Here is a 24,388-nt window from a genome sequence, read left to right as displayed (position 1 = left end):
TTCGGGTACACATTCAGCCTCAGGCCACACGCTCGTGCACGGCGAGACAATGCCTGACCAGCGCGGGGCGAGACAACACGAACGCCTTCAACGGCGTATCGATCTCATAGAAGTAAATGTTCGCGGCAAAGCCGTAGATCGCGGCGTCGATGCTCGCAGGCTCGGGGCCGAACACGAATCCGCTGTCGCCGAGCAGATCGGCCACCACGCGCAAGTCACCGATGCCGCGCGCGTACACCTGATCCGGCTCGTAGCGGCCGATGCCCTGGTAGTGATAGCGCTGCCGGTTATATTCGCGCGCCGCTTCGAGCGTGCTCGCGCTCGCGTCGGCATGCTCGCGCAGCACGGCGTCGCGAAACGCCGGCCAGTAGCGCTCGTCGCGCCAGCGCGAATAGCTCATTGGCCAGTAGAGATCGTCGAGTGTGCGGCGCACCAGCAAGTCGAGATTCAGCTGGCCCGGCGACAGCGCGCTGTCGATGCGCAGGCCGCGCGTCTTCGTCAGGTACGCGATGATCGCGTCGCTGTCGCCGACTGTCTCGCCGTCGTCCGACAGATACGGCAACTGCCCACGCGGCGCGAGCGACGTATCGAGAATGTGGCGGTGCTCGAAATCGAGTCCGCACAGCCGCATGAACGCGAACACTTTCAGACCGAACGGATTGTTGTCGGCGACGCCGAACAGATCGGGATACGAGTAGAGCGTCAGCATGAACGGGCCTCCGGGCGCGTGCGGGTGGTCGGGATTGGAACGCATCTGCGGACGAAGCATCGCGGCGGCATGCGTTCTTTAACACCTATTCCCGCCGCCCTGCGTGCGACACCCCACATTTCATGCAGCCGCAAGAAGCTGCTTTTTTATTCGGCTTTAATGCGGATCGCGCTACGCTAGGAACTGTGTCAAAGGCTGGAGAAGGGACATGACAAAAACCAGGGCCATTCTGCGCGCGATTTTCGGCATCCACCGCAGCCGCGAGGATATTCCGCGGGGTCACGCGGACAGCCGCAGCGTCATGATGCGCGTGACACTCGACGCCCAGCATGTCACGCCGTTGCGCCGCGCGCTCACGCGCGACTGCGCGGGCCAGCCGTGGACGATCCGCATCGCGACGCTGCCGCATACCGGGCGGGTGCAACTGTCGCTGTATTTGCCGAAAGACGCCGTGAACGGCGCAATCGAACAGGTGACGCGGATTGCGCCCGCCGCGCAGTTCGGTCATCTGTTCGAGATTCCCGAAGCACCGACGGAAGGCTGGCGCGACCTGGTACGCTCAAACTCGTGGACCAAGGCCGCGAACGCGCTGCGGCCCGCGCGCCACGCGACGCCGCCGGATGACGACGGGCAGACGCTCGACCGGCTGCTGAGCGTCGACAACGTGCTGCTCGACGTGAGCGCCACGGATCGCGCGGCGCTGTTCGCGCAACTGGGCGCGTTGTGCGAAGCTCGCTGCGGCATCCCGGCAGCCGACGTGGTCGCGGGACTGAATACGCGTGAAGCGCTGGGCTCGACGGGCCTCGGACAAGGCGTTGCCGTGCCGCACAGCCAGATCGCCGGCTTGCGCACGGCTGTCGTCATGTATGTGCGGCCCGCCGTGCCAATCGACTTCGATGCCCCCGACGCGAAGCCCGTCAGCGACGTGATCGCGCTCTTCGTGCCCGAAGGCGCGCACACGATGCATTTGAATCTGCTCGCCGACGTCGCTCAGCGCTTTTGCGACCAGCATTTCCGCGAGCGCCTGCATGCATGCGGCAGCGCAAGCGAAGCGTGCCGCCTGTTCAGCAGCGATACGGGCGGCGATGGCCCCGCGATGCCGTCGCCGATGCCGATGCGCGCCCCGTCCTCGCGCGCGGGCGCGCGGCTGCGCGCGTAGTTCGCAGGTGGTTCGGCTACGCGCGTAGTTCGCAGGTGGTTCGGCTGCGCGCGTAGTTCGCAGGTGGTTCGGCTGCGCGCGTAGTTCGCAGGTGGTTCGGCTGCGCGCGTAGTTCGCACGTGGTTCGGCTGTGACCGTAGTTCGCGCGTGGTTCGGCTGCGACCGTAGTTCGCGCGTAGTTCGGCTGCGCGTGTAGTTCGCACGTGGTTCGGCTGCGACCCTAGTTCGCACGTAGTTCGGCTGCGACCGTAGTTCGCGCGTAGTTCGGCTGCGACCGTAGTTCGCGCGTAGTTCGGCTGCGACCGTAGTTCGCGCGTAGTTCGGCTGCGACCGTAGTTCGCGCGTAGTTCGGCTGCGCGCGTCGCTCATTCCCATCCGCCGGCGTCGCGGCCATGTGCCGCCGCGACGCGCAACGTCTGCTGCGTCCGCCGGAAAACCCTCGGCGGCACACTCGGCGAGTCTTCCGCGAGCCTGTCGAGGATGCCGCGCACTTCGCTCAGCTGACGGCCTTCGCGCGCGCCCGGCTCGTCCGCGTAGATCGCTTCCAGCCGGCGCCTGACGGCCCCATAGCGTGCGCCCGCCGCACGATGCTCCTCGGCGCGCTCCGCATAACGCAGGAAGGTTTGCAGCGCCGCCGACACAGCGGCCGCAATGCTGACGAGCCCAACGACGAGCCGCGCCCACGGCGAGTCCGCCGACGCTACCAGCGACAGGAACACTGTCGTGCCGACCACAGCCGAAATCACCGTTACGGCGACGCCGAACAGGCGGTTGCGCGCGGCGAGCAGATCGGCCATGTCGTAATGGCTCTTCTGCGATTCGCGCGCGCGGCGTATCCACTTCAGCAGAAGCTCGTCCTCGTTGACGGGCGGCGTGTACTCGCTATGGGCATTCGAACCAGCGCGGGAACCGGGACCGGCCCCGGATTGCGCGTGCGTATCGACCATCGTCATGCCTGCTGCCTCTCTTCGACGGGGAAAGGCCAGCATAGCATCGCGCGGTGCTCGCCGCGGCAGCCGTTGCGCGCCGCCCGCGTGCGCATCACGTGCAGGCGAGAGCGGCAGGAACGGCACATGCGTGCGCCTGTGTTTCGTGCCGGAGCGCCACGCAGGCGCCGCAGATTCGGTACGATGACAGCTGCTGAAGCCGGACGGCTTTCACGAACGCACGCGCAATAGCCGGCACAAGCGCTGGATCGCATCACGCGCGGTGCGAATGACGACGGAACAACCTATGCCTGTGTACGACTACGAGTGCGCCGATTGCGGCGCCTTTGAAGCAGTGCGGCGCATCGCCGAGCGGGACGAACCTGTTGATTGCCCACGCTGCGGCACGTCCGCCGAACGCGTGCGGATCGGCGCGCCAGCGCTGCTCGGCGGCGGCTCGGCGAACGACGCGTCCGAAGGCGCCGGCAGCTATGGCATGCGGCATCGAGGCTGCTCGTGCTGTCCTTGAACAAACCCGTCGATGTCGCGGCACCCGCTTGCAGCGCATCCGGCGCGTGGATAGTCTCAAGCCGCGTCCTGCGCGCATGGCTGCCTGCCCGCCCGCCGTCACCGTCGAAGGATGCGTCATGCCGCTTCGCCTGCCTCCGCTGAATTCGCTGCGTTTCTTCGAGGCAGCGGCGCGGCACGGCAGTTTCAAGCTCGCCGCCGCCGAACTCAACTTGACGCCGAGCGCGGTGAGCCACGGCATCGTCGCGCTCGAAGAAACGCTCGGCGTCGCCCTCTTCGTGCGCGAGCCGCGCAAGCTGTCGCTGACGCCCGCAGGCGAACTCTATTTCCCGTACATCGCCGAAGCGTTCTCGCTGATCGCGCTCGGCACGCAGCGGCTGCCCGACGGCCGCACGCATCGCACGATCGCAGTGAGCTGCGCGCCGACGCTCGCCGTGCGCTGGCTCGTGCCGCGCCTGCACGCGTTTCGCGCGCGCTGGCCGGGCATCGACGTGTCCGTCGATACGTCGCGGCGTCAGGTCGGCTTTCCCATCGACGGCTTCGACTTCGGCATCCACCTGAGCCGCGGACCGGTGCCGGGCAGCGACTGGAGCCGGCTGTTCGGCGAGCGGCTCGTGCCCGTCTGCAGCCGCGCGTATCGCGATACGCTGCTCGATGCGCACGGCAACGTCGACCTGCGCCGCGCGACGCTGATTCATGTCGATACGGCCAGCGAAGACTGGCAGGCGTGGCTGGACAACGCCGGGCCCGGCGACATCGATGCGTCAGGCGGCCTGCGCTTCGACACGATCCAGCTCGCACTCGAAGCGGCGATCACGGGCATGGGCGTGGCGATAGGCAGACGTCCGCTCGTGAACCGCGAACTCGACGCGGGCACGCTCGTCGCCGCGAGCGCGTCGAGCGTCGAGGCGAAGACGGCGTATTGGCTCGTCAGCGCGGCAGGCGAGGACGAGCGGCCCGATCTGCAGGCGTTCAGGCGCTGGCTGATTCAGGAAGCGCAAGCGTTCGGCGCGGAAGCTTCCGTCCACGAAGCCCAGTCTTCCGCCGCTGACGCGCGCTGATGCAGAAGGTCGGATCGACCGCCCGCAAGTGAATTTTCTTCATCTGACGCCGAAAACTTTTCGTTTGTCGCGCGGCCACGCTGCTGCGACGATGCCCGCGAGGAGGAACGAAACATGTCGACGGTCAGATCCACTTGCGCAGCATCCCTGAAGAACCCGACGCTCTACGTGATCGTCGCGGCCGCGCTGATCCTGAGCGCCGCGATGGGCATCCGGCAAACCTTCGGCCTGTTCATCGGGCCGTTTTCGTTCGACCGTGGCCTGCCCGTCACGCTGATTGCCTTTGCGATTGCGCTGCACAATCTCGTGTGGGGATTCGCACAGCCGTTCGCGGGCGCCGCGGCGGACCGCTACGGCGCCGCGCCCGTCGTCGCGTTCGGCGCCACCACCTTCGCAGCGGGCCTCGCGCTGGCGGCAGCCGCGCCGTCAGGCCTCGCGCTCGTCGCGGGACTCGGCTTGCTGGTCGGCATCGGCGTGAGCTGCACGACGTTCGGCGTCGTGCTGACGGCCGTCGGCCGCGTCGCGACACCCGAGCAGCGCAGCATGGCGATGGGCATCGCAAGCGCGGGCGGCTCGCTCGGACAGGTGCTGATGGTGCCCTTCGCGCAGATCGTCCGCGAAACGTCGGGCGTATCCACGTCGCTGTTCGCGCTCGCCTTCCTGATGCTGGTCGCCGCGCCGTTCGGCCTCCTGCTCGATCGCCGCAACGGCGCGGCAACGCCGCACGGGGACGCGTCGCCCGCCACGGTGTCGTTGCGCGACACGCTCGCGCACGCGCGCCGGCATCGCGGCTACCGGCTGCTCACGCTCGGCTTCTTCACGTGCGGCTTCCAGCTTGCGTTCATCGCCACGCATCTGCCCGGCTATCTGACGCTATGCCATATGCCGATGGGACTCGGCGCAACCGCGCTCGCGCTGATCGGCCTCTTCAACATGGCGGGCAGCTGGGCGTGCGGCTGGCTCGGCGGGCGCTTTCGCCAGCAACATGTGCTCGGCTGGCTGTACCTGATACGCGGTGCGACGATCGCCGCCTTTTTCCTGCTGCCGAAGTCGACGCTCTCCGTCGTGCTGTTCGCGGCCGTGATGGGTCTGACGTGGCTCGGCACAGTGCCGCTCACGAGCGGGCTCATCGCGAAGGTGTTCGGCACGCGGCATCTGGGCACGCTGTTCGGCGTGGTGTTTCTCAGCCATCAGTTGGGTTCGTTTCTCGGCGCGTGGCTCGGCGGCTTCGTGTTCGACATGACGGGCTCGTACACGCCGATCTGGGCCGCGACGGCGTTAGCGGGACTGTTCGCCGCGCTGCTGCATTTCCCGATCGACGATACCGTTCATGCTTCGGGCACGCCTGCGCAGCCGGCGCGCGCGTGAAGCTCTCCAGACTTCCAGAGGCCAGCCCCGGCTCGTTTCGCGGACGGCTCATGCCGTCTTTTTTTTTGCGGGACCACGGCACGCCAGCCCGTCTCATTCAGCCGTGACACGAGCGGCCGTGACACGAGCAGCCTGGCTCTTGCGCGTCGCGAGGCAGCGCCGCGCGAACATCGCCGCCTGCCGCAACGCCTGATTCGCTTCGGGCAGGAACGGCGCGAAGCACGGCAACGCGCCCGGCATCGACGGCCGGTGCATGCGTGCGCGCACCTGCGCGACATCGGGAACGGACGCGCGGCATGGGCAAAAGCGCCGCGACACGATGGGCGGCATCGCCCATCGAACGACGCGCGCCTGCCAGCTCGGCGCATCATGTGCGGACTGCCCGTCGATAGCCGGATGGTTCGCCATGGCCTTGCCTCACTGCCGTGTCGAACCGCAACCGTCTTCCCAGCCTGCGCAGTGCCGATCTCGCACGCGCGAGCCCGTACGCGCCGTCGCCCGCGTGCGGTGCTTGACGCAGACAGGCACTGCATAGGGGGGTGGACGGTTCGCGGTCGCGCCGCTGCGCTGCATCGTGCAATCGACATGCACGGCGATCCGCGTGCTCGTGCAGCACAGGACGCGTGCGCTCAACGCGGGCGCGTCGCGCCCATCGTTGCATCCATCAACGACTTGAACTTGCGCAATGCCTCTCATCGCTTTCTCCTCGACAGATCATCAGCGTGATTGCTGGGTGGTCGAGAAGAGTGTGCCGGTTCGGAGTGAGCGGAAAATAAGCGGAAAATCGAGGCTGCGCGGCGCAGCCATTGTCACGTCTTCGGCGTATCGCCCAGCATGACGGTCCAGCCCAGGCCGCGCACGTTGCGTATCACCGATTGCCCGAACTTCTTGCGCACGGAATGGATGAGCACGTCGACGGCATTGCTCTCGACTTCCTTGCCCCAGCCGTACAGCTTGTCTTCGAGCTGGTCGCGCGACAGGATCGTGCCGGGGCGTTCGAGAAACGCGAGCATCAGCGCGAACTCGCGCGCCGACAGCACCGACGACACGCCGTTGCAACAGAGCGTACGCCTGTCGAGATCGAGGCTCAGCGCATCGTCGCCCAGACGCGACGACGCGTAGCCCGCCTTGCGGCGCAGGACGGCGCGGATGCGCGCGAGCAGTTCGGGAACGTCGAAGGGTTTGAGCACGTAGTCGTCGGCGCCCACGTCGAGGCCCTGGACGCGCGCGTCGAGGTCGTCGCGCGCGGTGAGGATCAAAACGGGCACCTTGTTGCCCGCCGCGCGCGATGCCCTCAGCAATTCGATGCCGCCCATGCCGGGCAAGCCGAGATCGAGCAGCACGACGGTGTATTCGGCGGCGGCCATGGCCGCGCTGCCTGCATTGCCGTCGCGCACCCAGTCGACGCTGTAGTCCGCGTCCTGCAGCGCGCGCATCAGACTTTGGCCGATCTGCAGATCGTCTTCAACCAGTAGCACTCGCATGATGTCGTATCCACAGCAACGAAAATGTCACTGGCTGCGGCACGCGGACCGTTCAGCCGCCCGCGGCACCCTGCGCGCCCGCAGCTGCTTGCGATTCCAGGCCGTAGCCCGCCCGTGCGAACCAATCGAACCAGCCGAACCAACCGAACCCGACATTCCGCACCGGCCACATCGCATCATAACTGAGCCGACGTCGCGCGCGGCGCGATGTGACGGCCAAAATGAAGGCCGAAAAAAAGCCGACCGCTTGCGCAGTCGGCCGAAGGATTCTGGCTTGACCGATCGCCGTTGCCAGAACCAGAGGGGCCTGCTCCAACAGTTCGATGCTGGGCGCAAAGAGTGACGGAAGAATGAGCGTGCCGCACACGCGCTTTCGCGCTCACGGCACGGCAGGAAAACCGATCGACGCGACGATGCCCGACTGACCATCCGTGCGGTTGCGCAAATGCGCCTCTCCGCCATGCCGGTTCACGATGGCCTGCACGATCGCGAGACCCAGACCGCTGCCCTCGATCTGCACATTCGCACGGAAAAAGCGGTCGAAAACGCGCGGCAGCAGCGCCTCGTCGATGCCCGGCCCCGTGTCGACGACTTCGATCCACACCATGCCGTCCCGCACGTGGATGCCCAGATCGACCTTGCCGCCGTCCGGCGTATAGCGGATCGCGTTGCTCACCAGGTTGCGCAGCGCGATGCCGATATCGGATTCGTTCGCGCGCACATGGGCGCTCGTCATCTCGTCGGCGCCGATGTCGATGCCGCGCTGCATCGCGATCGGCAGCACTTCCGCGACGGCTTCGACGACCACGGCCGAGACGTCGACGCGCGTCACCGTATCCGCCTTCAGCGTGGCGTCGGCGCGCGCGAGCCGCAAGAGCTGCGCGATCAGCCGGCCGCTGCGCCTGATGCCGCTTTGCAGCTCGCGAAAACGCTCCTGATTGCCGGGCGCGATATGCGGCTGCAGATTGTCGGCCTGCAATTGCAGCGCGGTAAGCGGCGTGCGCAATTCATGCGCGGCATCGGAGATGAACTTGCGTTCGCTTTCGATCGATTGCTCGAGACGTTCGATCATTTTGTTGATCGAAACAATGAACGGGCGTATTTCAGTCGGCACGCCCGAGGTCGATAGTTGCTGGAAATGCGTCATGTCGATCGACTGCACCTGCGCGCCCAGCCGCGTGAGACGGCGCAGCGCGCGCCGCACCACCAGCAGCACGGCGACCCACACCAGCGGCACGAGCACGATCATCGGCCACAGCGTATTCAGCGAGCGCGCTTCCGCGAGTTCGTGGCGCACGCGGGAGCGCTGCGCGACCTGAACCACGGTCGAAGGCTCGCGCAGCGTGTAGATGCGCCAGCTTTCGCCGTTCACCACTTCCGTCGTGAAGCCCGGTTCGGCATTGCGCGGCAGCGCCAGCGACGGCTCCGTCGAGCGGAAAGGGGTCTCTATGCCTTCTTTCCAGACGGTGAGGACGATGTCCCGCTCGGGTTGCGAACCGCGCAAGGGAATCGCGGGCAACGACTCGGCCAGTCCGCTGCGGTACAGGCGCGTCGCCACCTGTTCGAGACGCAGATCGAGCAGCGCGCTCATGCCCGCCTTCGACAATTGATATGAACTGACGCCCTGCACCACGCCGACGATGCTCACCAGCACACACAACGCAAGCACGAGTTGATTTCTTAGCGACCGGATCTTGGGCATGGACATGATATGCAGCGTGCCGTCCGCGGAAGAGGTTTGCAGGTGGACCGGGACGGCGCAACGCGATTCCCGTCACGCGGCGTCCCGACGATGCGAGCCGATTCTACACCGCGCTGCACGCCCTCCTGATTGCAGTGACAACGATGCGGGCGCGCAGAAAATTCTGCGCGCCCGCGGCTCGATGGTCGAGGGCTTGCCGGAACCGGCCAGCCTTCAATGTCCGACGTAGATCGACTTCATGCCGACGTCGTATTGCGGATGAAAAGCCGATCCGCCCTGCGACGCGCTATCGGCGACGCCTCCGTATCCGCCCGCACCTTGCGCGTCGATGCGAGCCTGTGCGGCTTCGAGGCTGGCGGGATAGTGCGCGTTGTCGGCGGCCGGGTTGTATCCCGCCCTTTCGAGTTGCGCGAGTTCTGCCTGCACTTCGGCGCGGGTGACAGGTGCATTCGTTTGCGCGAATGCGGCGATGGGCAGTGCGACAAGCATGGCCACTGCAGCCGTTTGAATCAGCGATTTCATGATGCTTCCCTCCAGTGATTGATTGAGCCTTCTGTCAGGCATCGTTTGCGATGAAGCTCATCGTAAAGATCGACAATTAGAAAAGAATGAGCGGGCATGTGGTTCATCTGACGCGCGCTTCAACGCCAATAGCCATAGCCGTAGTAGCGGCCATACGACGGATGCGGCGCGCCCCAGTAGCCGGCCACCACGGTCGGCGGCGCATAGACGGGCGCAGGCGCCACGTAATATGTTGGCGGCGGCGCATAAAAGCGCACAGCCACGACGGGCACGACGGGGGCGACGGGAAGCCCAACGCCCACGCCGACGAATACATGCGCCTGCGCGGCGCTCACCAGCCCGAAGCCCAGCACGCCGGCAACTGCAATGTGGCGAATCCCTTTCATGTCGTTCTCCTTGATGTCCGATGCCGTGTCCATTCATGCATCGCTCGAATCGCATTCTGTGCGCCGAGAATGAGCCGGGAATGAGCGCGGCTATCGCGACATGAAGCGACATGGAGCAACGCTGAACGATCGCGCGCGAGCAATCGCGCTTATATCACGTCATGCCATAAGCGCCGATTGCACGGCGGAATGCGCACCCCGCTTCTCATTTCCGGCTAATTCACCGCGCCTACGATCCATTCCGTCGATGCAGCGACTCTCACCGGCAAGCGACCGGCCCGCAACATCCAGCGCACGCATCGCCTGCACGCCGCCACGCGAACACCCTGTTCGCCGGCGCGTTCCTCTCTCGTTGCACTACTGAAGGAGCACATCATGTTGAACGAACTCGCACAACGTCTCGACTCACTGTTCATGTCGTCCCGCGATCGCGAACGCGAAGACTACCTCGCGTCGGCGACCGATCTTGCCGATCTCGAACGCCGCATGCGCAATCTCGACGACGACAGCGGCTATCCGTTTCACGTGCACTCGAGCGTGAAGCCGCGCGACTGGATCGCGTGAGGCGCCGCGCGCTCACCCGCAATCAATCGGTACCGACCGGTACCAATCGGAAACCAGGCAAAGGAGATCCGAAATGCGACACTATCGATGCGACAGCCCTGAGGCCGCCGCCCGTCTCGTGGCCGCGTGCCTGCTGGCGGACGGCCACGTGGGCATCGACGAACTCGAAGCACTCGAGCGCTATGGCATGGAGCAGCGGCTGAACATGGACCGCGGAAAAATGCTCGCCGTCATCCAGCAGATGTGCGAAGACCTCACGACGACGGCTTATCTGAACTGGGGCGATACATGCCGGCTTGACCCCGCCGTGATCTTCGCCCTCGCCCACGACGTCAAGGACGAGCGGCTGCGCCGTGAAGTGGTGGCGCTGTGCAAGGAAGGCGCGCACGCGGACGGGCACATCACGGAAGGCGAGGCCGTGTTCATCCGCCTGCTTCGTACCGCATGGCAGATGCCGGAAGCGCACGAAACGGCGCGCCCGCGCCGCACGCTGACGCTTGCGCAGATGCCGGCCGGCTGACGCCTGCAAGCAATGCCTCGTTCCCGCCGGGCGCCCCGATCGCCCTGGCGGTAGAGCGCTTTATGTATCCGTTCGACCGATGCGCTGCCGCGCGCTCCTTGCGCGCGCAACCAACGGCGCGTCACGCCGGCAGGCAACGTGCCCGTGAGTGTCGGCGGAATCGGGTGATAGAGGATGTAGTGGTGCAACAAGGGTGAAACGAGCGCCGCGGCGCGACGGCGCGTCGCCGCATGATGCCGCAAGCGGATCAGAACTCGCCCTGGCCGATCGTCGCCGGCCGCTCGTTGCCGGGCAGCGGGTACAGCGTGACGCTGACGTTGGTCGCGTCGATGCCGTTGCCGGAGGGCAGCTCCGTGAGTCCGAAGCCTCGCGACTTATACAGGCTGCCGTCGGCGAGGTTCTGGTAGCGAATCTCGTAGTTGCCCGGCGCAACGCCCGTCAGTGTGAACGTGTGCCCCGCCGGCACGAAGAAGTGGCGCACGGGCTGATCGAACACGGAGGCATTGAAGACCAGCTTGCCGTACACGTCGAAGGGATTGACGGAATTGTCGATCGTCACCGATGAATGGCCGCCCGACGCGCCCACGGACATCCCGTCGAGATAGCCCGCTTCCGTCGGCCACGGCAAGCCGTTCGGCGCGAGCGAGGGCCGCACGAACTCGTGACGCCCCGCGGTGTCGCTGGTGGACACGGACACATCGCGCGACCAGGGCGACGTCGCCGCCTGCGCCGCCGACAACGCGGCGAGCGCGCGCCGGTCGCCGTCCGCACCGCTTCCCGGCTCCGCGCGGCCGCGCGAATCGTACGACGAGCCATACGACGCCGTGTTGCGCGTGTACGGCCACGGCGTCGTCGATTCGCTGATCGTCAGGTAGCCGAACAACGCGCACGCGCCGATGGCCACCCAGCTTCGCAGCGAGATCTTGCCTCGAAACAAGCGGAACGATGCACGCGGCTTGCGCCGTGTGGCGCGCGGATCGATACGCGCCTGCGACGACCATGTGCTCGCGCGCGGCTCAGGACGCGGCGCCGCACGTGGCCTCGCCTGTGTGGCCGTCTGCCAGTTCATCTTCTGCGCGGCGGGAGGCGCTTGACGCGACGGCGCGGCCGAGGCAGCGGCCGCCGCTGCCGCTTCGCGTTCCTTGCGTGCGAGCCATTCGTCGTGCTCCTTGCGTTGCACGGGATCGCTCAACACCGCATAGGACGCGTTGATGATCTTCATCACCCGCTCGGCGTCGGGATCGTCGATCCGCCGGTCGGGGTGATATTTTTGACACAAGGTCCGATAAGCCGCGCGGATCACCTCCTGCGGCGCATCCCGCGAGACTTTCAGATTGTCGTAATGGCTGTGAATCTTCACGACCGTCCCCGGTTGCCGTGCTGGTCTTTTGTGATGATTCTACGCGAGCGCGGACGCACCGGCCGTTTGCGGATGCGGCCGAACAACGGCTTTCGATGCGCGGCCGTGTACGAGGCCGCACTTTTTCCCGCGCCGTCCCTGTTTCGTGCAACGCGGCACGCGCCGCTCGGGCGCTCAACCGGCCGGGCAGCCGCGGGCCCGGTTCCGCCGCCTGCCGGCTACGCTCTTGCGCGTCGCCCGATGCGCCGACCGTATCGAAGCATCCGGCGAAGCATCCGGCGAATCATTCATCGCACGAGTCGGACCGCCGGCGCAGGCGAGATCAGCCGGCAAACAAACGTGCTCCATCACGCTCCATCGTATCGGGCACGGACGCAACGGTCGAGCATCATCGGAACGGCTGCGTGCGACGCCATACACTGGCTGCGACGCACAAGTAAGGTAATCGTATGAATTCAGAACGCGCGGGGCGGTTGTCCACCGGATGCGGAATCAGCCTTTCATGTCGACCCAGATGCGGCCCCACGCGGTCGCGTACTTGAGCGCCTGCTCTCCGTCGTAGAAGTAATCGAGCGCGTTGAACGCGCGAGGCGGCAGACCCGGTTTTTCGATGATCAGATCGGCCGCGTGCAGGCCATCTTCGCCAATTTCGGCGCTGGCCTGCAAACGGTACCCTCGGTGTGTCGTCAGCATGGGAATGGTCATTGATACGTTTCTGGCTTCAGTAGAGCGGGCTCGAGACGCGCTCCGCCGCAAACGGCGGACGCTCGCCTCACGCCCGATCGCATCTGCTCTCGGGCCAAGAATCGCATTATCGCGGCGCCCCGTTACTGTTCAATGACGGCCGGCGTTTTTGCACGCCGGTCCGATTTTGTGCGTATTTTCAGATCAATCGGCGATCGGCTTGCCCGATGCGTCCTTGACCTTCGCCTTCCACTGGGTCCGGATTTCCGACACGACGGCATCCGGCAGCGTGATGTAGTCGAGTTCCTGTGCCGTCTGGTTGCCGTTCTTGAACGCCCAGTCGAAGAACTTGAGCGTTTCCTTGCCGTGGTCAGGCTTGTCCTGCGACGAATGCAGCAGCACGAACGTCGCGCCGACGACCGGCCATGCGTCCTTGCCCGGCTCGTTGGTCAGGATCTGATAGAACGACTTCGACCACTCGGCGCCCGCCGCGGCCGCCTTGAAGGTTTCCGTCTTCGGCTCGACCACCGCGCCCGCCGAATTCTTCAGCGACGTGTACGTGAGCTTGTTCTGCTTCGCGTACGCCCATTCGACATAGCCGATCGCGCCGGGCAGCCGCTGCACGAATGCCGCGACGCCGTCGTTACCCTTGCCGCCCGTGCCCGTCGGCCAGTTGACCGTCGTGCCTTCGCCGACCTTGCTCTTCCATTCCGGGTTCACCTGCGACAGATAGTGCGTCCAGATGAAGCTCGTGCCCGAACCGTCCGCGCGGCGCACAACGGCGATGTCGGTGTCGGGGAGCTTCACGCCCGGATTGAGCGCGGCGATCGCCGGGTCGTTCCACTTCTTGATCTTGCCGAGGAAGATGTCACCGAGCACGGGGCCCGACAGCACGATTGAGCCCGACTTCACGCCCGGCAGATTGACGACGGGCACGACACCGCCGACCACGGTCGGAAACTGGAACAAGCCGTCCTTTGCGAGCTCTTCGTCCTTGAGGGGCGCGTCAGAACCGGCGAAGTCGACGGTCTTGGCGAGCACCTGCTTGATGCCGCCCGACGAACCAATACCTTGGTAGTTGATCCGCGCGCCGCCCGTTTTCTGATATGCGTCAGCCCATTTCGTGTAGATCGGCGCCGCGAACGTGCTTCCTGCGCCCGTAATGTCGGCCGCCTGTGCGAAGGAACCGGAGAGCGCGCCGATCAGGCCGGCCGCTGCGAAAAGAGCGAGTTTCATGTTGCGCCTCCTCGAAAGTTTTGTATGGGTACGTTTCGAAATTAGCCGCGCATCATGACATTGCGGTGACGATCGCAACGGCCGCTCGCGCGGTCGCGTCCGGCCAGACGAATCCGCCTCGCGGCCGATGCACCGTGGCCACCGATTGGGGCCACCGCTTCGGACTACCGCTTTGCGCCGCCGCTTCGGACTGCCGCTTTACGCCACCGCTTTACGCCGCCGCTTCAGACTGCCGCTCTACGCCGCCGATCCAGGCCGCCGATTCATGCCCCCGCTTCAGGCCGCGTCCAGCCGCGCGGCCAGATGGCCGAGCTGGCGAAGCGCGGCGTCCATGCGCTCATCGAAAGGACGCGGGCAGCTCAAACGGATGTACGAGCGAAAACGCGCCGAGTTCGAGAAGATCGATCCGGGCGCGATCCGGATGCCGTGCGGCAATGCGGCCTCGAAAAGCGCATCCGACGATGCGCCGTCGGGCAGCGCCACCCACAGCAACAGTCCCCCAGGCGGCAGGCTCAGGCGCGTGCCGGAAGGGAAATAGCGGCCGACGGCGTCGGCGCTCGCCTCGCGCTGCACGCGCAACTTCTCGCGCAGGCGATGCAGATGCCGTTCGTACGTGCCCGAGCCGATGAACTCGGCGGCGACGAACTGCGCCAGCGACTCGTTATGACGCGTCTGCGCGAACTTCAACAGCCGCACGCGCGCCCGCCACCGCCCCGACGACATCCAGCCAAGGCGCATCCCCGGCGCGAGCACCTTCAGCGACACGCAGTAAATCACGCCGCCGTCGCGGTCCCACGCCTTCAGCGGCCGCGCCCGTTCCGGCTGATCATCGATCAGTTCGCGGTATGGCTCGTCTTCGATCACCGCGACACGATGGCGCGCGCATAGCCGCACCGGTTCCGCCTTGCGCGCGTCCGGCATCACGCAGCCGAGGGGATTCCGCAGATTCGGCACGACGACGAGCGCCTTGACGCCCGGGCATGTCGTCAGCGCGATGTCGAGCGCTTCGAGCGACAGGCCCGTCGTCGGGCTGGTCGGTATTTCGAGCGCGCGCAGACCGAGGCTTTCGAGAATCTGCAGCAGCCCGAAAAACGCCGGCGATTCGACGGCAATCGTGTCGCCAGGCTGGGCGACGGCGCGCAGCGCGAGGTTCACGGCTTCGACGCCGCGCTCGTCACGAGCACGTCGTCGGGCGCGAGCGTGACGCCCGCCAGCAGCGCACGTTTCGCGACCGCCTGCCTGAGTTCGACCGAGCCGCCGTCCTCGCCCACTTCTGTCAGCAACGTCGGCCGATGGCGCAGCACGCGTGCTGCAAGCGCCTGCAGGCGTTGCGTCCGATACAGCGCGGCGTCGGCCGTCGCGCCACCCAGATTCAGCGCATCGGGAAACGCGTGAGCCCGCTCGATCACGCGCGAGATCCGTTCATGCAGACCGACGTAGCGCCGGTTCGGGCAGCGTCGGAATCTCCGGCTCGGCGACGCTCGGCAGTGTCGAGCCAGGCGCGCGCCGCACGAAGTAGCCCGAGCGTGGCCTCGCCTGCACCCAGCCCGTGTCTTCCAGCCGGCGCAAAACCTCGATCGCCGTCGACAGACTCACGTGATGCTGGCTCATCAACGCGCGCACCGACGGCATCCGGTCGCCGGGCGAGAGCGTCCCGGACGAAATCACGCGTCGATAGTGCCCGGCGAGGCGTTCATAGAGGGGCGCGTCCGTCTCGGGCACGATCTGAAGTAGCTCGTCGATCAACTGATTCATCCTTGCGATCGTGCCTGCTGCTCCAACGGTTCAACAGATACAGAACGCGAGAATTCAGACCGAAACAGGCAACGAAAATCAACCGCTGTATCGGTACAGATTCTAGCCGTGTGAGTCTGTTGCGCTTGATGAGCCGTCCTTAGGCTGTCGATATGTGGCCCGTTGCGTCTGATGGTTTCGGGCCGATCCGATCACCCGCCTTTGGAACGAGTTCGCGATGAAGCCCTTCGAGCAACGATATGCCCCCGACGAAATCCAGGCCACGTGGTTCAGACGCGGCAGCGCGATTGCCGCACTCGACGGCGCGCTTCGCGTGACCTACCGCGACGCATCACTCGATTGGCTGCTCGATGCCGCGCCGAAAGTTTCAATCGTGGTTCGCGAAGGCGAGCGGCATGTGCTGTCGTACGAGGCATTCGTCGAGGTGACTTCGGCGGGGCCGCGCGTGTCTATCGCGCGAATCGAGCCGGGTCCGCCGAAACACTCGCTCCGGGCAACAGTCGGGCGCTTGCTGGTTTCGCTCGGCCGCCTGGACCGCGTGGGGTTTCGACGCAGCTGATCCGCGGTCAAGCCGTAAAAGGCAACTCGGCTTGCACGGGCAGCGGCGGCGCCTGTTCGCTCGCATGCGACAGCCCGCTCACACGCACGCCCAGCAGCCGCAATTTGCGCGTCAGCGCAACCCGCTTCAGACACTCGGTAGCGGCGCGCCGGATCGACGCCGCGTCCGATGTGGCGACGGGAATGGTCAGATCGCGCGTGACGGTCGAGAAATCGTCGAAGCGCAGCTTGATGCCCACCGTATGCCCGACGTAGCCCTTGCGTTGCAAGTCCTCCGCGACCCGCACGCACAGACGCGTGAATGACTCCGACAGCGCCGGCCGGTCAAGGCGCGGGTGCAGGTCGCGTTCGAAAGTCGTCTCCCGGCTCATCGATTTCGGCTCGGATTCGACCACGACGGGACGCTCGTCGGCGCCCTGCGCAACGTGCGTCAGCCATGTCGCGTACTTAAGCCCGAAATGAGCCTGCAACAGATCCGGCGCGGCATGCGCGAGGTCGCCGACGGTATGGATGCCGAGCATGGCGAGCCGTTCGCTCGCCTTCGGTCCGATGCCGTTGATCTTGCGCGCGGCGAGCGGCCAGATCCGCGTTGGAATGTCCGCGGCCGTCAGAATGGTCAGGCCGTCCGGCTTGTCGAGCTCGGAGCCGACTTTTGCGAGCAGCTTGTTCGGCGCGACGCAAATCGAGCACGTCAGACCCGTCGCGCTGCGAACGGCCTCCTTGATGCGCGCGCCGATGTCGGCGGAATCGCCAGGCACATCTGTCAGGTCGATATAGATTTCGTCGATGCCGCGGTCTTCGATCCGTGTCGTGAATCTCGCCACCTCGGCCTTGAAGAGTCGCGAGTAATGACGGTACGAATCGAAGTCGGTCGGAAGCAGAATGGCATCGGGCGCGAGTTGGGCCGCCTTCATCATGCCCATCGCCGAGAAGACGCCGAACGCGCGCGCCTCGTACGTCGACGTGGTCACGACGCCCCGACCCGCATAATTGCGCAGCCGCGCGAAACGGCGCGTGCCGTCAGGCAACGTCTGCGGCGTCGCATCGCGACCGCCGCCGATCACCACCGGCTTCCCACGCAACTCCGGATAACGCAGCAATTCGACGGAAGCGTAAAACGCGTCCATGTCGAGATGCGCGATACGGCGGGTGGTGACACTCATGTGGGGCGATGCGGTTTGCAGTGAGGAAATGCGGTTGCGACGGGTGAACCCGGCGCGGGTCACCTCAACGATACGCCACGTGCGCCGCCGATGCCGCTCGCGTGGACGGCAACAGGCAAGCCCGCGCGGCCACCGGGTTTAGCAAGAGGTCGGCGTACAGGCGCTGGTAGCGTTCCCTCTCCCACTAGACGCGAAACACATTGCCGTCAGGGCCGATCTTGCGCGGAATGGTCCGGGTGGCGGGCGGCTTTGACGGCATGACTGACGATGCCCCCTTGTCCGGGCGTGCATTGTCCGGCTCGGTGATCTTCCTGGCGAGCCGTGGCGCCGATGCGGGTGCTGGCGCCGCTTGCGCATGCGGCCGGACAGGTTTCTGCACGGCGCAGTGGCCGCGCGCTTCAGGCGGATTCCAGATTTCGACGTACTTCGCGTGCGCCGCCGAAGCCACGACCAGCGCGATCAGTCCGAGTGACAGACGTCCTCCATTCATTGCTCAGTCTCCTTGCCGGGGTACGTCTTGACGGGCGTTGCTTGCAGGTGCCAGACGAAGTTCATGTGCGGAACTGCTTGCCACGGACGAACTTGCTGTGCCCACCGAGCGGCCGTTCTCACATGCGTAAAACGTCGCCTCGCCAGCCTTGCCGCGGCGGATCGCCTCATCGATTTCCCGCACGCCGAACGCCGATTTCAGCGCCGCGACGAACGCGGCGATCTCCGGCATCGGATGGCCGGCGGGCTTCGGCACGCGCATGTCCATGACGCAGTTCCTCATCGATCGCACCACCGATACTGTATATTCATACAGGTTTTCGCGCAATCGATGAACACTCTCGTTGCGCGAATACCCACGACGAACCGTGCGCCAGCGCGCGCAGCAGTCTACCCCGCGCGCGCGGACCGCCGGCAACGAAAAAACCGGGCCGTCGCAAAATCGCGACGCCCGGCGCACAAAAGTGTCGGAAACGGCGGCGAACCGCAAAACAAAGGCATTGTCGGAGCGCGGCGCCGAAGCTCGCGCGCACCACACTTCTGCAGGCCATGCAACACGGAATGGCGAGTTCATAGGCATTTCTCCCCGCGCTCATTAAGCTGAAAGCGCATGTCGCCCGAACAACGAATCTGGAGAACCTCATGGCTCAGACATTGAAGGCCGGCTTTATCGGACTCGGCATCATGGGCCGCCCGATGGCGGAGAACCTGCGCAAGCACAACGTCACGCTGGCGGCCTACACGCGCAGCGGCGTGCCCGAAGAACTGAAGCAGGCGGGTGTGTCCGCCTGTGACAGCCCGGCCGCCGTCGCGGGACAGGCCGACGTGATCTTCATCATGGTCCCCGACACACCCGACGTCGAACGCGTGCTGTTCGGCGAGAACGGCGTCGCGGACGGTTTGCGCGCCGGGCAGATCGTGGTCGACATGAGCTCGATTTCGCCGATCGCCACGCGCGGCTTCGCGGCGCGCGTGCGCGAGAAAGGCGCCGACTATCTGGACGCGCCCGTATCGGGCGGCGAAGTCGGCGCAAAGGCGGCCTCGCTGACGATCATGGTAGGCGGCGCGCAAGCCACGTTCGACAAGGTCAAGCCGCTGTTCGACATGATGGGCAAGAACATCTCGCTGATCGGCGAGGTCGGCGCGGGCCAGGTGTGCAAGGTCGCGAATCAGGTGATCGTCGCCGCGACCATCGAAGCGGTTGGCGAGGCGCTGCTGCTGGCATCAAAAGCAGGCGTCGATGCAGAGAAGGTTCGGACGGCGCTGATGGGCGGCTTTGCGTCGTCGCGCATTCTCGAAGTGCACGGCGAGCGGATGACGAAACGCACGTTCAATCCCGGCTTTCGGATCGAATTACATCAGAAGGATCTCAATCTTGCTTTGTCGACCGCTCAAGCACTTGGCGTGCCCTTGCCTGCCACGTCAACCTGCCAGATGTTGTTCAATGCGTGCACCGCGCACGGCGGCAAGGCGTGGGACCATTCCGGCATGGTTCGCGCGCTCGAAATCATGGCGAACCATGAAATCGGTCAAAAGCCGAAAGGGTGATTAGCAGATTCGCTTAAACGGCTGGGATACGTCGTCGTACAAGCGTGAGAAAGCGCACACCGCGCGACAAACTTTCTTTTTCCTTTCTTATTTCTTTCGATTTACACTAGCGCACCATCAAAACATCGAGGAGCGCTACGTGGGAAATCTCGGAGGTTTCACGCAGGGAGCCGCCGCACTGGGCGGTTGCATCGGCCTTTTCGCGATGATCGTCTGCCTTATCGAACTGTTCGGCGGCTGATCGCCAGATCGAAACGCAGCAGACCATGCTGTATCCAGGAGCCGTCGCAGGTCGACGGCTCCGCTGTTTTTCAATCCTGCTCGACGGCCATAGCCTCTTCCATCGTCGACGCCCTCACCCGCTCGGCGAAACTCTGTAGCGCCGCGAGAGAGCCGTGTACGCTGTGATATTCCTGCCGACCGATCCGTGCTTCGAGCACGACGGTCATTCCCGCTTGCCGTGCAATATCGACGATGTCCATGACCGCCTCCGATATCCGTCTGAATCCTGATCGCCACGTGCCGTAGAAAACCAGCACCTCTTGACAGCCATTCTATGGGTCTGCCGTCCAACATCAATCGTACGGACGGGGAATCTCTGTTCAGCGGACGGCAACAATGCCGCCAATGCGCTGGCACGAAAGTTAAACTCAGGCCGAACGACTGCAACGCGCGATACGAGGGCAACGTCATGATCGTGTACAAGTTCGGAGACGGTTCAGGCGCGATGCCGCCCGATATCAGTCCATTCGTCGTCAAGCTCGAAACGTGGCTAAGACTCTCGGGCATTCCGTACGAAGGACGCATCGGCAATCTCAATGCAATGCCGAAGAAGAAGTTGCCCGTCGCGGTGATCGACGGCGAGACGATCTGCGACTCGTCGGCGATCATCGCCTGCCTGCAGCGCCGAAACCCGCAAGCGCTGAGCGACGCGGCCCTCGATCCCGTCAGGCGCGCGCAGGCTGCCGCGATCAAGGCGCTGCTCGAAACGCATCTGTACTTCGTGCTCGTGTATTTCCGCTGGGCCGTCGACAGCAACATGGCGATCTACAAGCCGCATCTGATCGAATATGCACGTCTGAGCGCGCCGCCGCCCGCCCGTCCGTTGATGGGCGCGCTGGCGCCGCTCGTCATGCCCATGGTCCGCCGCAAAGTGCTGCGCCAGGCGTGGGAACAAGGCACGGGACGGCACGGTTATGACGAAATCGTGCAGATGGGCATCGAAGGATGGCAGGCCGTCGCCGATCTGCTGGGCGGCCAGCGTTATCTGCTCGGCGACGAGCCGACGACCATCGACGCAACCGGTTTCGCGTGGGTTCACACGACCGTCGCGCATCCGTTCGAAAGCCCCGTGCGCGATTTCGTCGCGAAGCAGCCCGCGCTGATGGCCTATCGCGAGCGGATCGCGCAGCGTTGCTGGCGGGATCTCGCGCCGGCGGCTCGCGGCTGACGGGCAGTGCGCGCAGGCAGCGCGGCAACTGTCATGAACCGTCCGGCGCGACCCGCTTCACTGGCCAGCCTGATCGTGCGCGAACTGTCTATTCCGCGCAGGCCGTGCGCCACGGACAATGGCCGCTCACTCCCGCGCCGCCCTCAGCCCATGACAGCATGCCGATGCTTTCCGCGAACCTGTTGATCGCCTACTCCGCATATTTCGTCGGCACGGCGAGTCCCGGGCCGAGCAACCTCGCCATCATGTCGATCGCGACCTCGGACGGGCGCAAGGCCGCGCTCGCGTTCGCCGCGGGTGTCGTGTGCGGTTCGTGTTTCTGGGCGACGCTGGCGGCGCTCGGGCTATCGGCGGCACTGCTGGCCTTTTCGGGGCTGATGGCGGGACTGAAGATCTTCGGCGGATGCTATCTGCTGTGGCTCGCGTACAAGTCCGGCCGCGCGGCGTTGCGGCCCGCTCACGCCAAAGCGTCCACGCCGAACGCGCAACTGTCGTTGCGCCGTCTCTATGCGCGCGGCGCGCTGCTGCACCTGACGAATCCGAAAGCGATTCTCGTATGGATATCCGTCGTCGCGCTCGCGTCGCCTGCAGGCGGCAGCGCGCCAATGCTGACGATGGTCGCCGGATGCCTCACGATCGGCGTGCTGGTGTTCGGCAGCTACGCGGCGCTCTTTTCAACTCCGTTGGCGCGGCGCATCTATTTGTCGATTCGCCGCTGGCTCGACGGCGGGCTGGCCGTCGTGTTCGGGCTTGCGGGACTCAAGCTGGTGACGTCGCGCGCGTGACGGCGCATGCGTCTGTGCACGCGGCGTCAACGTTCAAACGCCCGCCTGCAAGCGATGCGCCTCGCGCGCGAAGTCTCCCGCGACGACAGGCCGGCCGAACAGATAACCCTGCTGCCGCTCGCACCCGATCGAGCGCAGAAACGCCGCCTGCTCGGTGGTCTCGACGCCTTCCGCCGTCACGTTCATGCCGAGCGAGTGCGCCATCGCGACGACGGCGTGCGTGATCGCGACGGCGTCGCGATGTCCTGGCAAGCCCGCGACGAACGAACGGTCGACCTTCAGGCTATGCAGCGGGAAGCGCTTCAGATAAGACAGCGATGAATAGCCGGTGCCGAAATCGTCGACGGAAATCCGCACGCCCATCCGCGCGAGCGTCATGAGAAGCGGCATGACGGCGTCGCTGTCTCGCATCAGCACGCCTTCCGTGATCTCCAGCTCGAGCGCCGACGCGTCGAGCCCCGTCCGTTCGAGGCTGCTCGCGACGTGCCCGATCAGCTCGCCGCTGATCTGCCGCGGCGACAGGTTCACGGCGATCATCAGCTGCGGCATCACCGTCCTGCGCCATTCGACCGTCTGCATGCAGGCGTTCTCCAGCACCCGGCGGCCGATGTCGATGATGAGGCCGGTATCTTCGGCGACGGGAATGAACTCGGCGGGCGACACGTGGCCCAGCTCGCCGTTGTGCCAGCGCAGCAGCGCCTCCGCGCCGACGATGCGCCCCGTCGCGCCTTCGACGATCGGTTGATAGGCGAGGCTCAGCTCGTGCGAGGACAGTGCGCGCCGCAACGACTGTTCGATCGCGAAGCGCCGCTGCAGCCGCTCGCTCAGCTCGGCCGTGAAGAACTGGAAATTGTTGCGGCCGCGCTGCTTCGCGTCGTACATCGCGGAATCGGCGTTGCGCATCAGCGTCTGCGCGTCGCGTCCGTCGCCGGGGAAAACGCTGATGCCGATCGACGCGCCCAGGTAGTACTCGTTGCCGCCGACGGCGAACGGCAGCGCGATCGTATCGAGCACACGCTGCGCAAGCGCCGTCAGAAACGACGGATCGCCGTACTCGCCCGTGACGATCACGAACTCGTCGCCGCCGACGCGCGCGAGCGTGTCCGTGCCACGCACGCACCCCGCGAGGCGCACGGCGACACTGCGCAGCAGCGCGTCGCCTGCCTGGTGGCCCGCGATGTCGTTGACCTTCTTGAAGCCGTCGAGATCGACGAAGAGAACGGCCAGTTTAGGCACGGCCGGTTCAGGCACGGCCGGTCGGGGCACGGCCGGTCCACGCACACCGTGCCCGCCGGCATGGCCATCCACCTGCCCGGCGCGAGGCGCCAGCAACTCGCCCATCCGGTCGGCGAGAAACGCGCGGTTATAGAGCCCCGTCAACGAATCGCGCGTGGCGAGGTGCTGCAACTGCGCGCGCGGCCCGCACGGCGGTGATGTCGTTGAACGAAATCAGCACGGCGCCCGACTCCGTCTCACCCGGCTTGACGATCGGCACGACGTTCTCGGTGATCCAGATCGATTCGCCGCCCGCCAGCTCGAGCCGCACCGTCATACCCACGAGCGGCTTGCCCGTGCGGACCACGCGTTGCGTCGGCTGGTCGCCCATCTTGATGGGCGAGCCGTCTTCCCAGTACGCGGCGAGGATCACCTTGTAGATGTCCTTTCCGATCACTTCGCCCGTCACGCGCAGCATGCGCCGCGCGCTCGGATTGCAGGCCAGCACGATCCCGTCGCGCGTCTGCACGACGATGCCTTCGTTCAGGTGATCGACGACCAGCCGATGATGTTCTTCGCTCTGCGCAAGACGCTTGCGGATCACGTCCTGATGCACGGCGAGGCCCACGCTATGGCCGATTTCGCTCAGCAGCGCGTGCGCGCTTTCGTCGGGACGCCGCCGCGTGCGGTAGTAGACGGCGAACGCGCCGAGCACCTGGCCCGTGTCGCCCTCGAACGGCACCGACCAGCAGGCGCGCAGCCCGAGCGGCAACGCGAGATGCCGGAAATTCGTCCACAGCGGATCGGTTTCGATGTCCTCGACGACCACGAGCCGCCGCTCGTACATCGCCGTGCCGCACGAGCCGACGCCCGGCCCGATGGCGACGCCGTTCAGCGCCGCGCTGTATTGCGCCGGCAACGACGGCGCCGCGCCGACGCGCGCGGTGACACCGTCGGTGTCGAGCACGAGGATCGAGCACGACGCGCCTTCGCCGAGCAGCGTCTCGGCGCGGCGGCACACCTCCGCCAGCAGTTCGGGCAGCGGCGTGCTGCGCGTGAGAAGGCGCAACACGCTCTGTTCCGACGCGAGCACCTCGGCGGCCAGATCAGACCCGTAGCGAGCGCTTTCGGATGGCTGGCCGGTCGCGATGTCTGCAGTCACTTGACGACTCATGGTTGCACTCCCTCGATGCAACAACGGCAGAGGGACGCACGC

General features: G+C 65.7%; 25 protein-coding genes and 2 pseudogenes. 10 read left to right on the top strand and 17 right to left on the bottom strand.

All coding sequences use genetic code 11. The annotated features are described in order from the left end of the window. Nucleotides 1–19: 19 nt before the first annotated feature. Nucleotides 20–709, bottom strand: coding sequence for a glutathione S-transferase C-terminal domain-containing protein (locus tag J8I87_RS23190; RefSeq protein WP_209934278.1), 690 nt, complete (start codon nucleotides 707–709; stop codon nucleotides 20–22). 208 nt (nucleotides 710–917) lie between these two features. On the opposite strand from J8I87_RS23190, the gene J8I87_RS23185 reads away from it, so the two are divergent. Beyond that, nucleotides 918–1,868 carry a PTS sugar transporter subunit IIA gene (locus tag J8I87_RS23185; protein WP_209934277.1) on the top strand — a complete coding sequence of 317 codons (951 nt, stop codon included), beginning with the start codon at nucleotides 918–920 and terminating at the stop codon, nucleotides 1,866–1,868. Between the two features lie 365 nt (nucleotides 1,869–2,233). Here J8I87_RS23185 and J8I87_RS23180 read toward each other — a convergent pair whose 3' ends face one another. Further along, nucleotides 2,234–2,821 carry an SLATT domain-containing protein gene (locus J8I87_RS23180; RefSeq protein ID WP_209934276.1) on the bottom strand — a complete coding sequence of 196 codons (588 nt, stop codon included), beginning with the start codon at nucleotides 2,819–2,821 and terminating at the stop codon, nucleotides 2,234–2,236. 280 nt (nucleotides 2,822–3,101) lie between these two features. Between J8I87_RS23180 and J8I87_RS23175 the strand changes: the two genes are divergently transcribed. The 3 genes from J8I87_RS23175 to J8I87_RS23165 all read left to right on the top strand — a co-directional run bounded on the left by J8I87_RS23175 (nucleotide 3,102) and on the right by J8I87_RS23165 (nucleotide 5,751). After that, nucleotides 3,102–3,323, top strand: coding sequence for an FmdB family zinc ribbon protein (locus J8I87_RS23175; protein ID WP_209934275.1), 222 nt, complete (start codon nucleotides 3,102–3,104; stop codon nucleotides 3,321–3,323). A 118-nt stretch (nucleotides 3,324–3,441) separates the two neighbouring features. Beyond that, nucleotides 3,442–4,383 (top strand): LysR substrate-binding domain-containing protein, encoded by a 942-nt coding sequence (locus J8I87_RS23170; protein WP_209934273.1) that lies wholly within the window; start codon nucleotides 3,442–3,444, stop codon nucleotides 4,381–4,383. Nucleotides 4,384–4,497: 114 nt separating this feature from the next. After that, nucleotides 4,498–5,751 (top strand): MFS transporter, encoded by a 1,254-nt coding sequence (locus J8I87_RS23165; RefSeq protein WP_209934272.1) that lies wholly within the window; start codon nucleotides 4,498–4,500, stop codon nucleotides 5,749–5,751. A 93-nt stretch (nucleotides 5,752–5,844) separates the two neighbouring features. Here J8I87_RS23165 and J8I87_RS23160 read toward each other — a convergent pair whose 3' ends face one another. From J8I87_RS23160 to J8I87_RS23135, 6 genes are all read right to left on the bottom strand, one after another. Further along, on the bottom strand, nucleotides 5,845–6,159 hold the full coding sequence (locus J8I87_RS23160; RefSeq protein WP_209934311.1) for a hypothetical protein: 315 nt from the start codon (nucleotides 6,157–6,159) through the stop codon (nucleotides 5,845–5,847). 401 nt (nucleotides 6,160–6,560) lie between these two features. Then, the gene (locus tag J8I87_RS23155; RefSeq protein WP_209934271.1) at nucleotides 6,561–7,235 is read right to left on the bottom strand and encodes a response regulator transcription factor; all 675 of its coding nucleotides are present in this window, start codon (nucleotides 7,233–7,235) and stop codon (nucleotides 6,561–6,563) included. A 52-nt stretch (nucleotides 7,236–7,287) separates the two neighbouring features. Then, nucleotides 7,288–7,602 (bottom strand): hypothetical protein, encoded by a 315-nt coding sequence (locus J8I87_RS23150; RefSeq protein WP_209934270.1) that lies wholly within the window; start codon nucleotides 7,600–7,602, stop codon nucleotides 7,288–7,290. A 12-nt stretch (nucleotides 7,603–7,614) separates the two neighbouring features. Then, nucleotides 7,615–8,943 (bottom strand): sensor histidine kinase, encoded by a 1,329-nt coding sequence (locus J8I87_RS23145; RefSeq protein WP_209934269.1) that lies wholly within the window; start codon nucleotides 8,941–8,943, stop codon nucleotides 7,615–7,617. Between the two features lie 207 nt (nucleotides 8,944–9,150). Further along, a complete protein-coding gene (locus J8I87_RS23140; protein WP_209934268.1) occupies nucleotides 9,151–9,459 on the bottom strand; it encodes a DUF4148 domain-containing protein in 309 nt (102 codons plus the stop codon). Between the two features lie 119 nt (nucleotides 9,460–9,578). After that, nucleotides 9,579–9,845, bottom strand: coding sequence for a hypothetical protein (locus tag J8I87_RS23135; protein ID WP_209934308.1), 267 nt, complete (start codon nucleotides 9,843–9,845; stop codon nucleotides 9,579–9,581). Nucleotides 9,846–10,220: 375 nt separating this feature from the next. Here J8I87_RS23135 and J8I87_RS23130 point away from each other — a divergent pair, with 375 nt between their 5' ends. Further along, nucleotides 10,221–10,409, top strand: a complete 189-nt coding sequence (locus J8I87_RS23130; RefSeq protein WP_209934267.1) for a DUF3563 family protein — start codon at nucleotides 10,221–10,223, stop codon at nucleotides 10,407–10,409. 73 nt (nucleotides 10,410–10,482) lie between these two features. After that, on the top strand, nucleotides 10,483–10,929 hold the full coding sequence (locus tag J8I87_RS23125; RefSeq protein ID WP_209934265.1) for a tellurite resistance TerB family protein: 447 nt from the start codon (nucleotides 10,483–10,485) through the stop codon (nucleotides 10,927–10,929). A gap of 247 nt (nucleotides 10,930–11,176) precedes the next feature. Here the strand turns inward: J8I87_RS23125 and J8I87_RS23120 are convergent, their stop codons facing one another. The 4 genes and pseudogenes from J8I87_RS23120 to J8I87_RS23105 form a co-directional block, all read right to left on the bottom strand. Next, complete coding sequence (locus tag J8I87_RS23120) at nucleotides 11,177–12,289, bottom strand: J domain-containing protein (protein ID WP_209934264.1); 1,113 nt, start codon at nucleotides 12,287–12,289, stop codon at nucleotides 11,177–11,179. A gap of 492 nt (nucleotides 12,290–12,781) precedes the next feature. Then, nucleotides 12,782–12,994, bottom strand: coding sequence for a hypothetical protein (locus tag J8I87_RS23115; RefSeq protein WP_209934263.1), 213 nt, complete (start codon nucleotides 12,992–12,994; stop codon nucleotides 12,782–12,784). A 183-nt stretch (nucleotides 12,995–13,177) separates the two neighbouring features. Further along, nucleotides 13,178–14,209 (bottom strand): phosphate ABC transporter substrate-binding protein PstS, encoded by a 1,032-nt coding sequence (gene pstS / locus J8I87_RS23110; RefSeq protein ID WP_209934262.1) that lies wholly within the window; start codon nucleotides 14,207–14,209, stop codon nucleotides 13,178–13,180. A gap of 276 nt (nucleotides 14,210–14,485) precedes the next feature. Continuing rightward, nucleotides 14,486–15,964: pseudogene (locus J8I87_RS23105) on the bottom strand (PLP-dependent aminotransferase family protein). Between the two features lie 217 nt (nucleotides 15,965–16,181). Here J8I87_RS23105 and J8I87_RS23100 point away from each other — a divergent pair. After that, the gene (locus tag J8I87_RS23100; protein WP_209934261.1) at nucleotides 16,182–16,523 is read left to right on the top strand and encodes a hypothetical protein; all 342 of its coding nucleotides are present in this window, start codon (nucleotides 16,182–16,184) and stop codon (nucleotides 16,521–16,523) included. 7 nt (nucleotides 16,524–16,530) lie between these two features. On the opposite strand, the gene dinB is transcribed toward J8I87_RS23100, so the two are convergent. The 3 genes from dinB to J8I87_RS23085 all read right to left on the bottom strand — a co-directional run bounded on the left by dinB (nucleotide 16,531) and on the right by J8I87_RS23085 (nucleotide 18,442). Continuing rightward, a complete protein-coding gene (gene dinB, locus J8I87_RS23095; RefSeq protein ID WP_209934259.1) occupies nucleotides 16,531–17,685 on the bottom strand; it encodes a DNA polymerase IV in 1,155 nt (384 codons plus the stop codon). Between the two features lie 184 nt (nucleotides 17,686–17,869). Next, on the bottom strand, nucleotides 17,870–18,175 hold the full coding sequence (locus J8I87_RS23090) for a hypothetical protein (protein WP_209934257.1): 306 nt from the start codon (nucleotides 18,173–18,175) through the stop codon (nucleotides 17,870–17,872). 3 nt (nucleotides 18,176–18,178) lie between these two features. Next, nucleotides 18,179–18,442 (bottom strand): hypothetical protein, encoded by a 264-nt coding sequence (locus J8I87_RS23085; RefSeq protein WP_209934307.1) that lies wholly within the window; start codon nucleotides 18,440–18,442, stop codon nucleotides 18,179–18,181. Between the two features lie 374 nt (nucleotides 18,443–18,816). Here J8I87_RS23085 and J8I87_RS23080 point away from each other — a divergent pair, with 374 nt between their 5' ends. Continuing rightward, nucleotides 18,817–19,722: a 2-hydroxy-3-oxopropionate reductase gene (locus J8I87_RS23080; protein WP_209934256.1), complete on the top strand. Its 906-nt coding sequence runs from the start codon at nucleotides 18,817–18,819 to the stop codon at nucleotides 19,720–19,722. 311 nt (nucleotides 19,723–20,033) lie between these two features. On the opposite strand, the gene J8I87_RS23075 is transcribed toward J8I87_RS23080, so the two are convergent. Next, a complete protein-coding gene (locus tag J8I87_RS23075; protein ID WP_209934255.1) occupies nucleotides 20,034–20,204 on the bottom strand; it encodes a hypothetical protein in 171 nt (56 codons plus the stop codon). Nucleotides 20,205–20,413: 209 nt separating this feature from the next. Between J8I87_RS23075 and J8I87_RS23070 the strand changes: the two genes are divergently transcribed. Continuing rightward, nucleotides 20,414–21,172 (top strand): glutathione S-transferase family protein, encoded by a 759-nt coding sequence (locus J8I87_RS23070; RefSeq protein ID WP_209934254.1) that lies wholly within the window; start codon nucleotides 20,414–20,416, stop codon nucleotides 21,170–21,172. A 158-nt stretch (nucleotides 21,173–21,330) separates the two neighbouring features. Continuing rightward, complete coding sequence (locus J8I87_RS23065) at nucleotides 21,331–21,957, top strand: LysE family translocator (RefSeq protein WP_209934306.1); 627 nt, start codon at nucleotides 21,331–21,333, stop codon at nucleotides 21,955–21,957. A 33-nt stretch (nucleotides 21,958–21,990) separates the two neighbouring features. Here the strand turns inward: J8I87_RS23065 and J8I87_RS23060 are convergent. After that, nucleotides 21,991–24,346 (bottom strand): annotated as a pseudogene (locus J8I87_RS23060) (putative bifunctional diguanylate cyclase/phosphodiesterase). Nucleotides 24,347–24,388: the final 42 nt, after the last annotated feature.

It is taken from the genome of Paraburkholderia sp. LEh10 (assembly GCF_017814945.1).
Taxonomy (GTDB): Bacteria; Pseudomonadota; Gammaproteobacteria; order Burkholderiales; family Burkholderiaceae; genus Paraburkholderia.
This window is presented reverse-complemented; position numbering and strand designations above follow the sequence as displayed.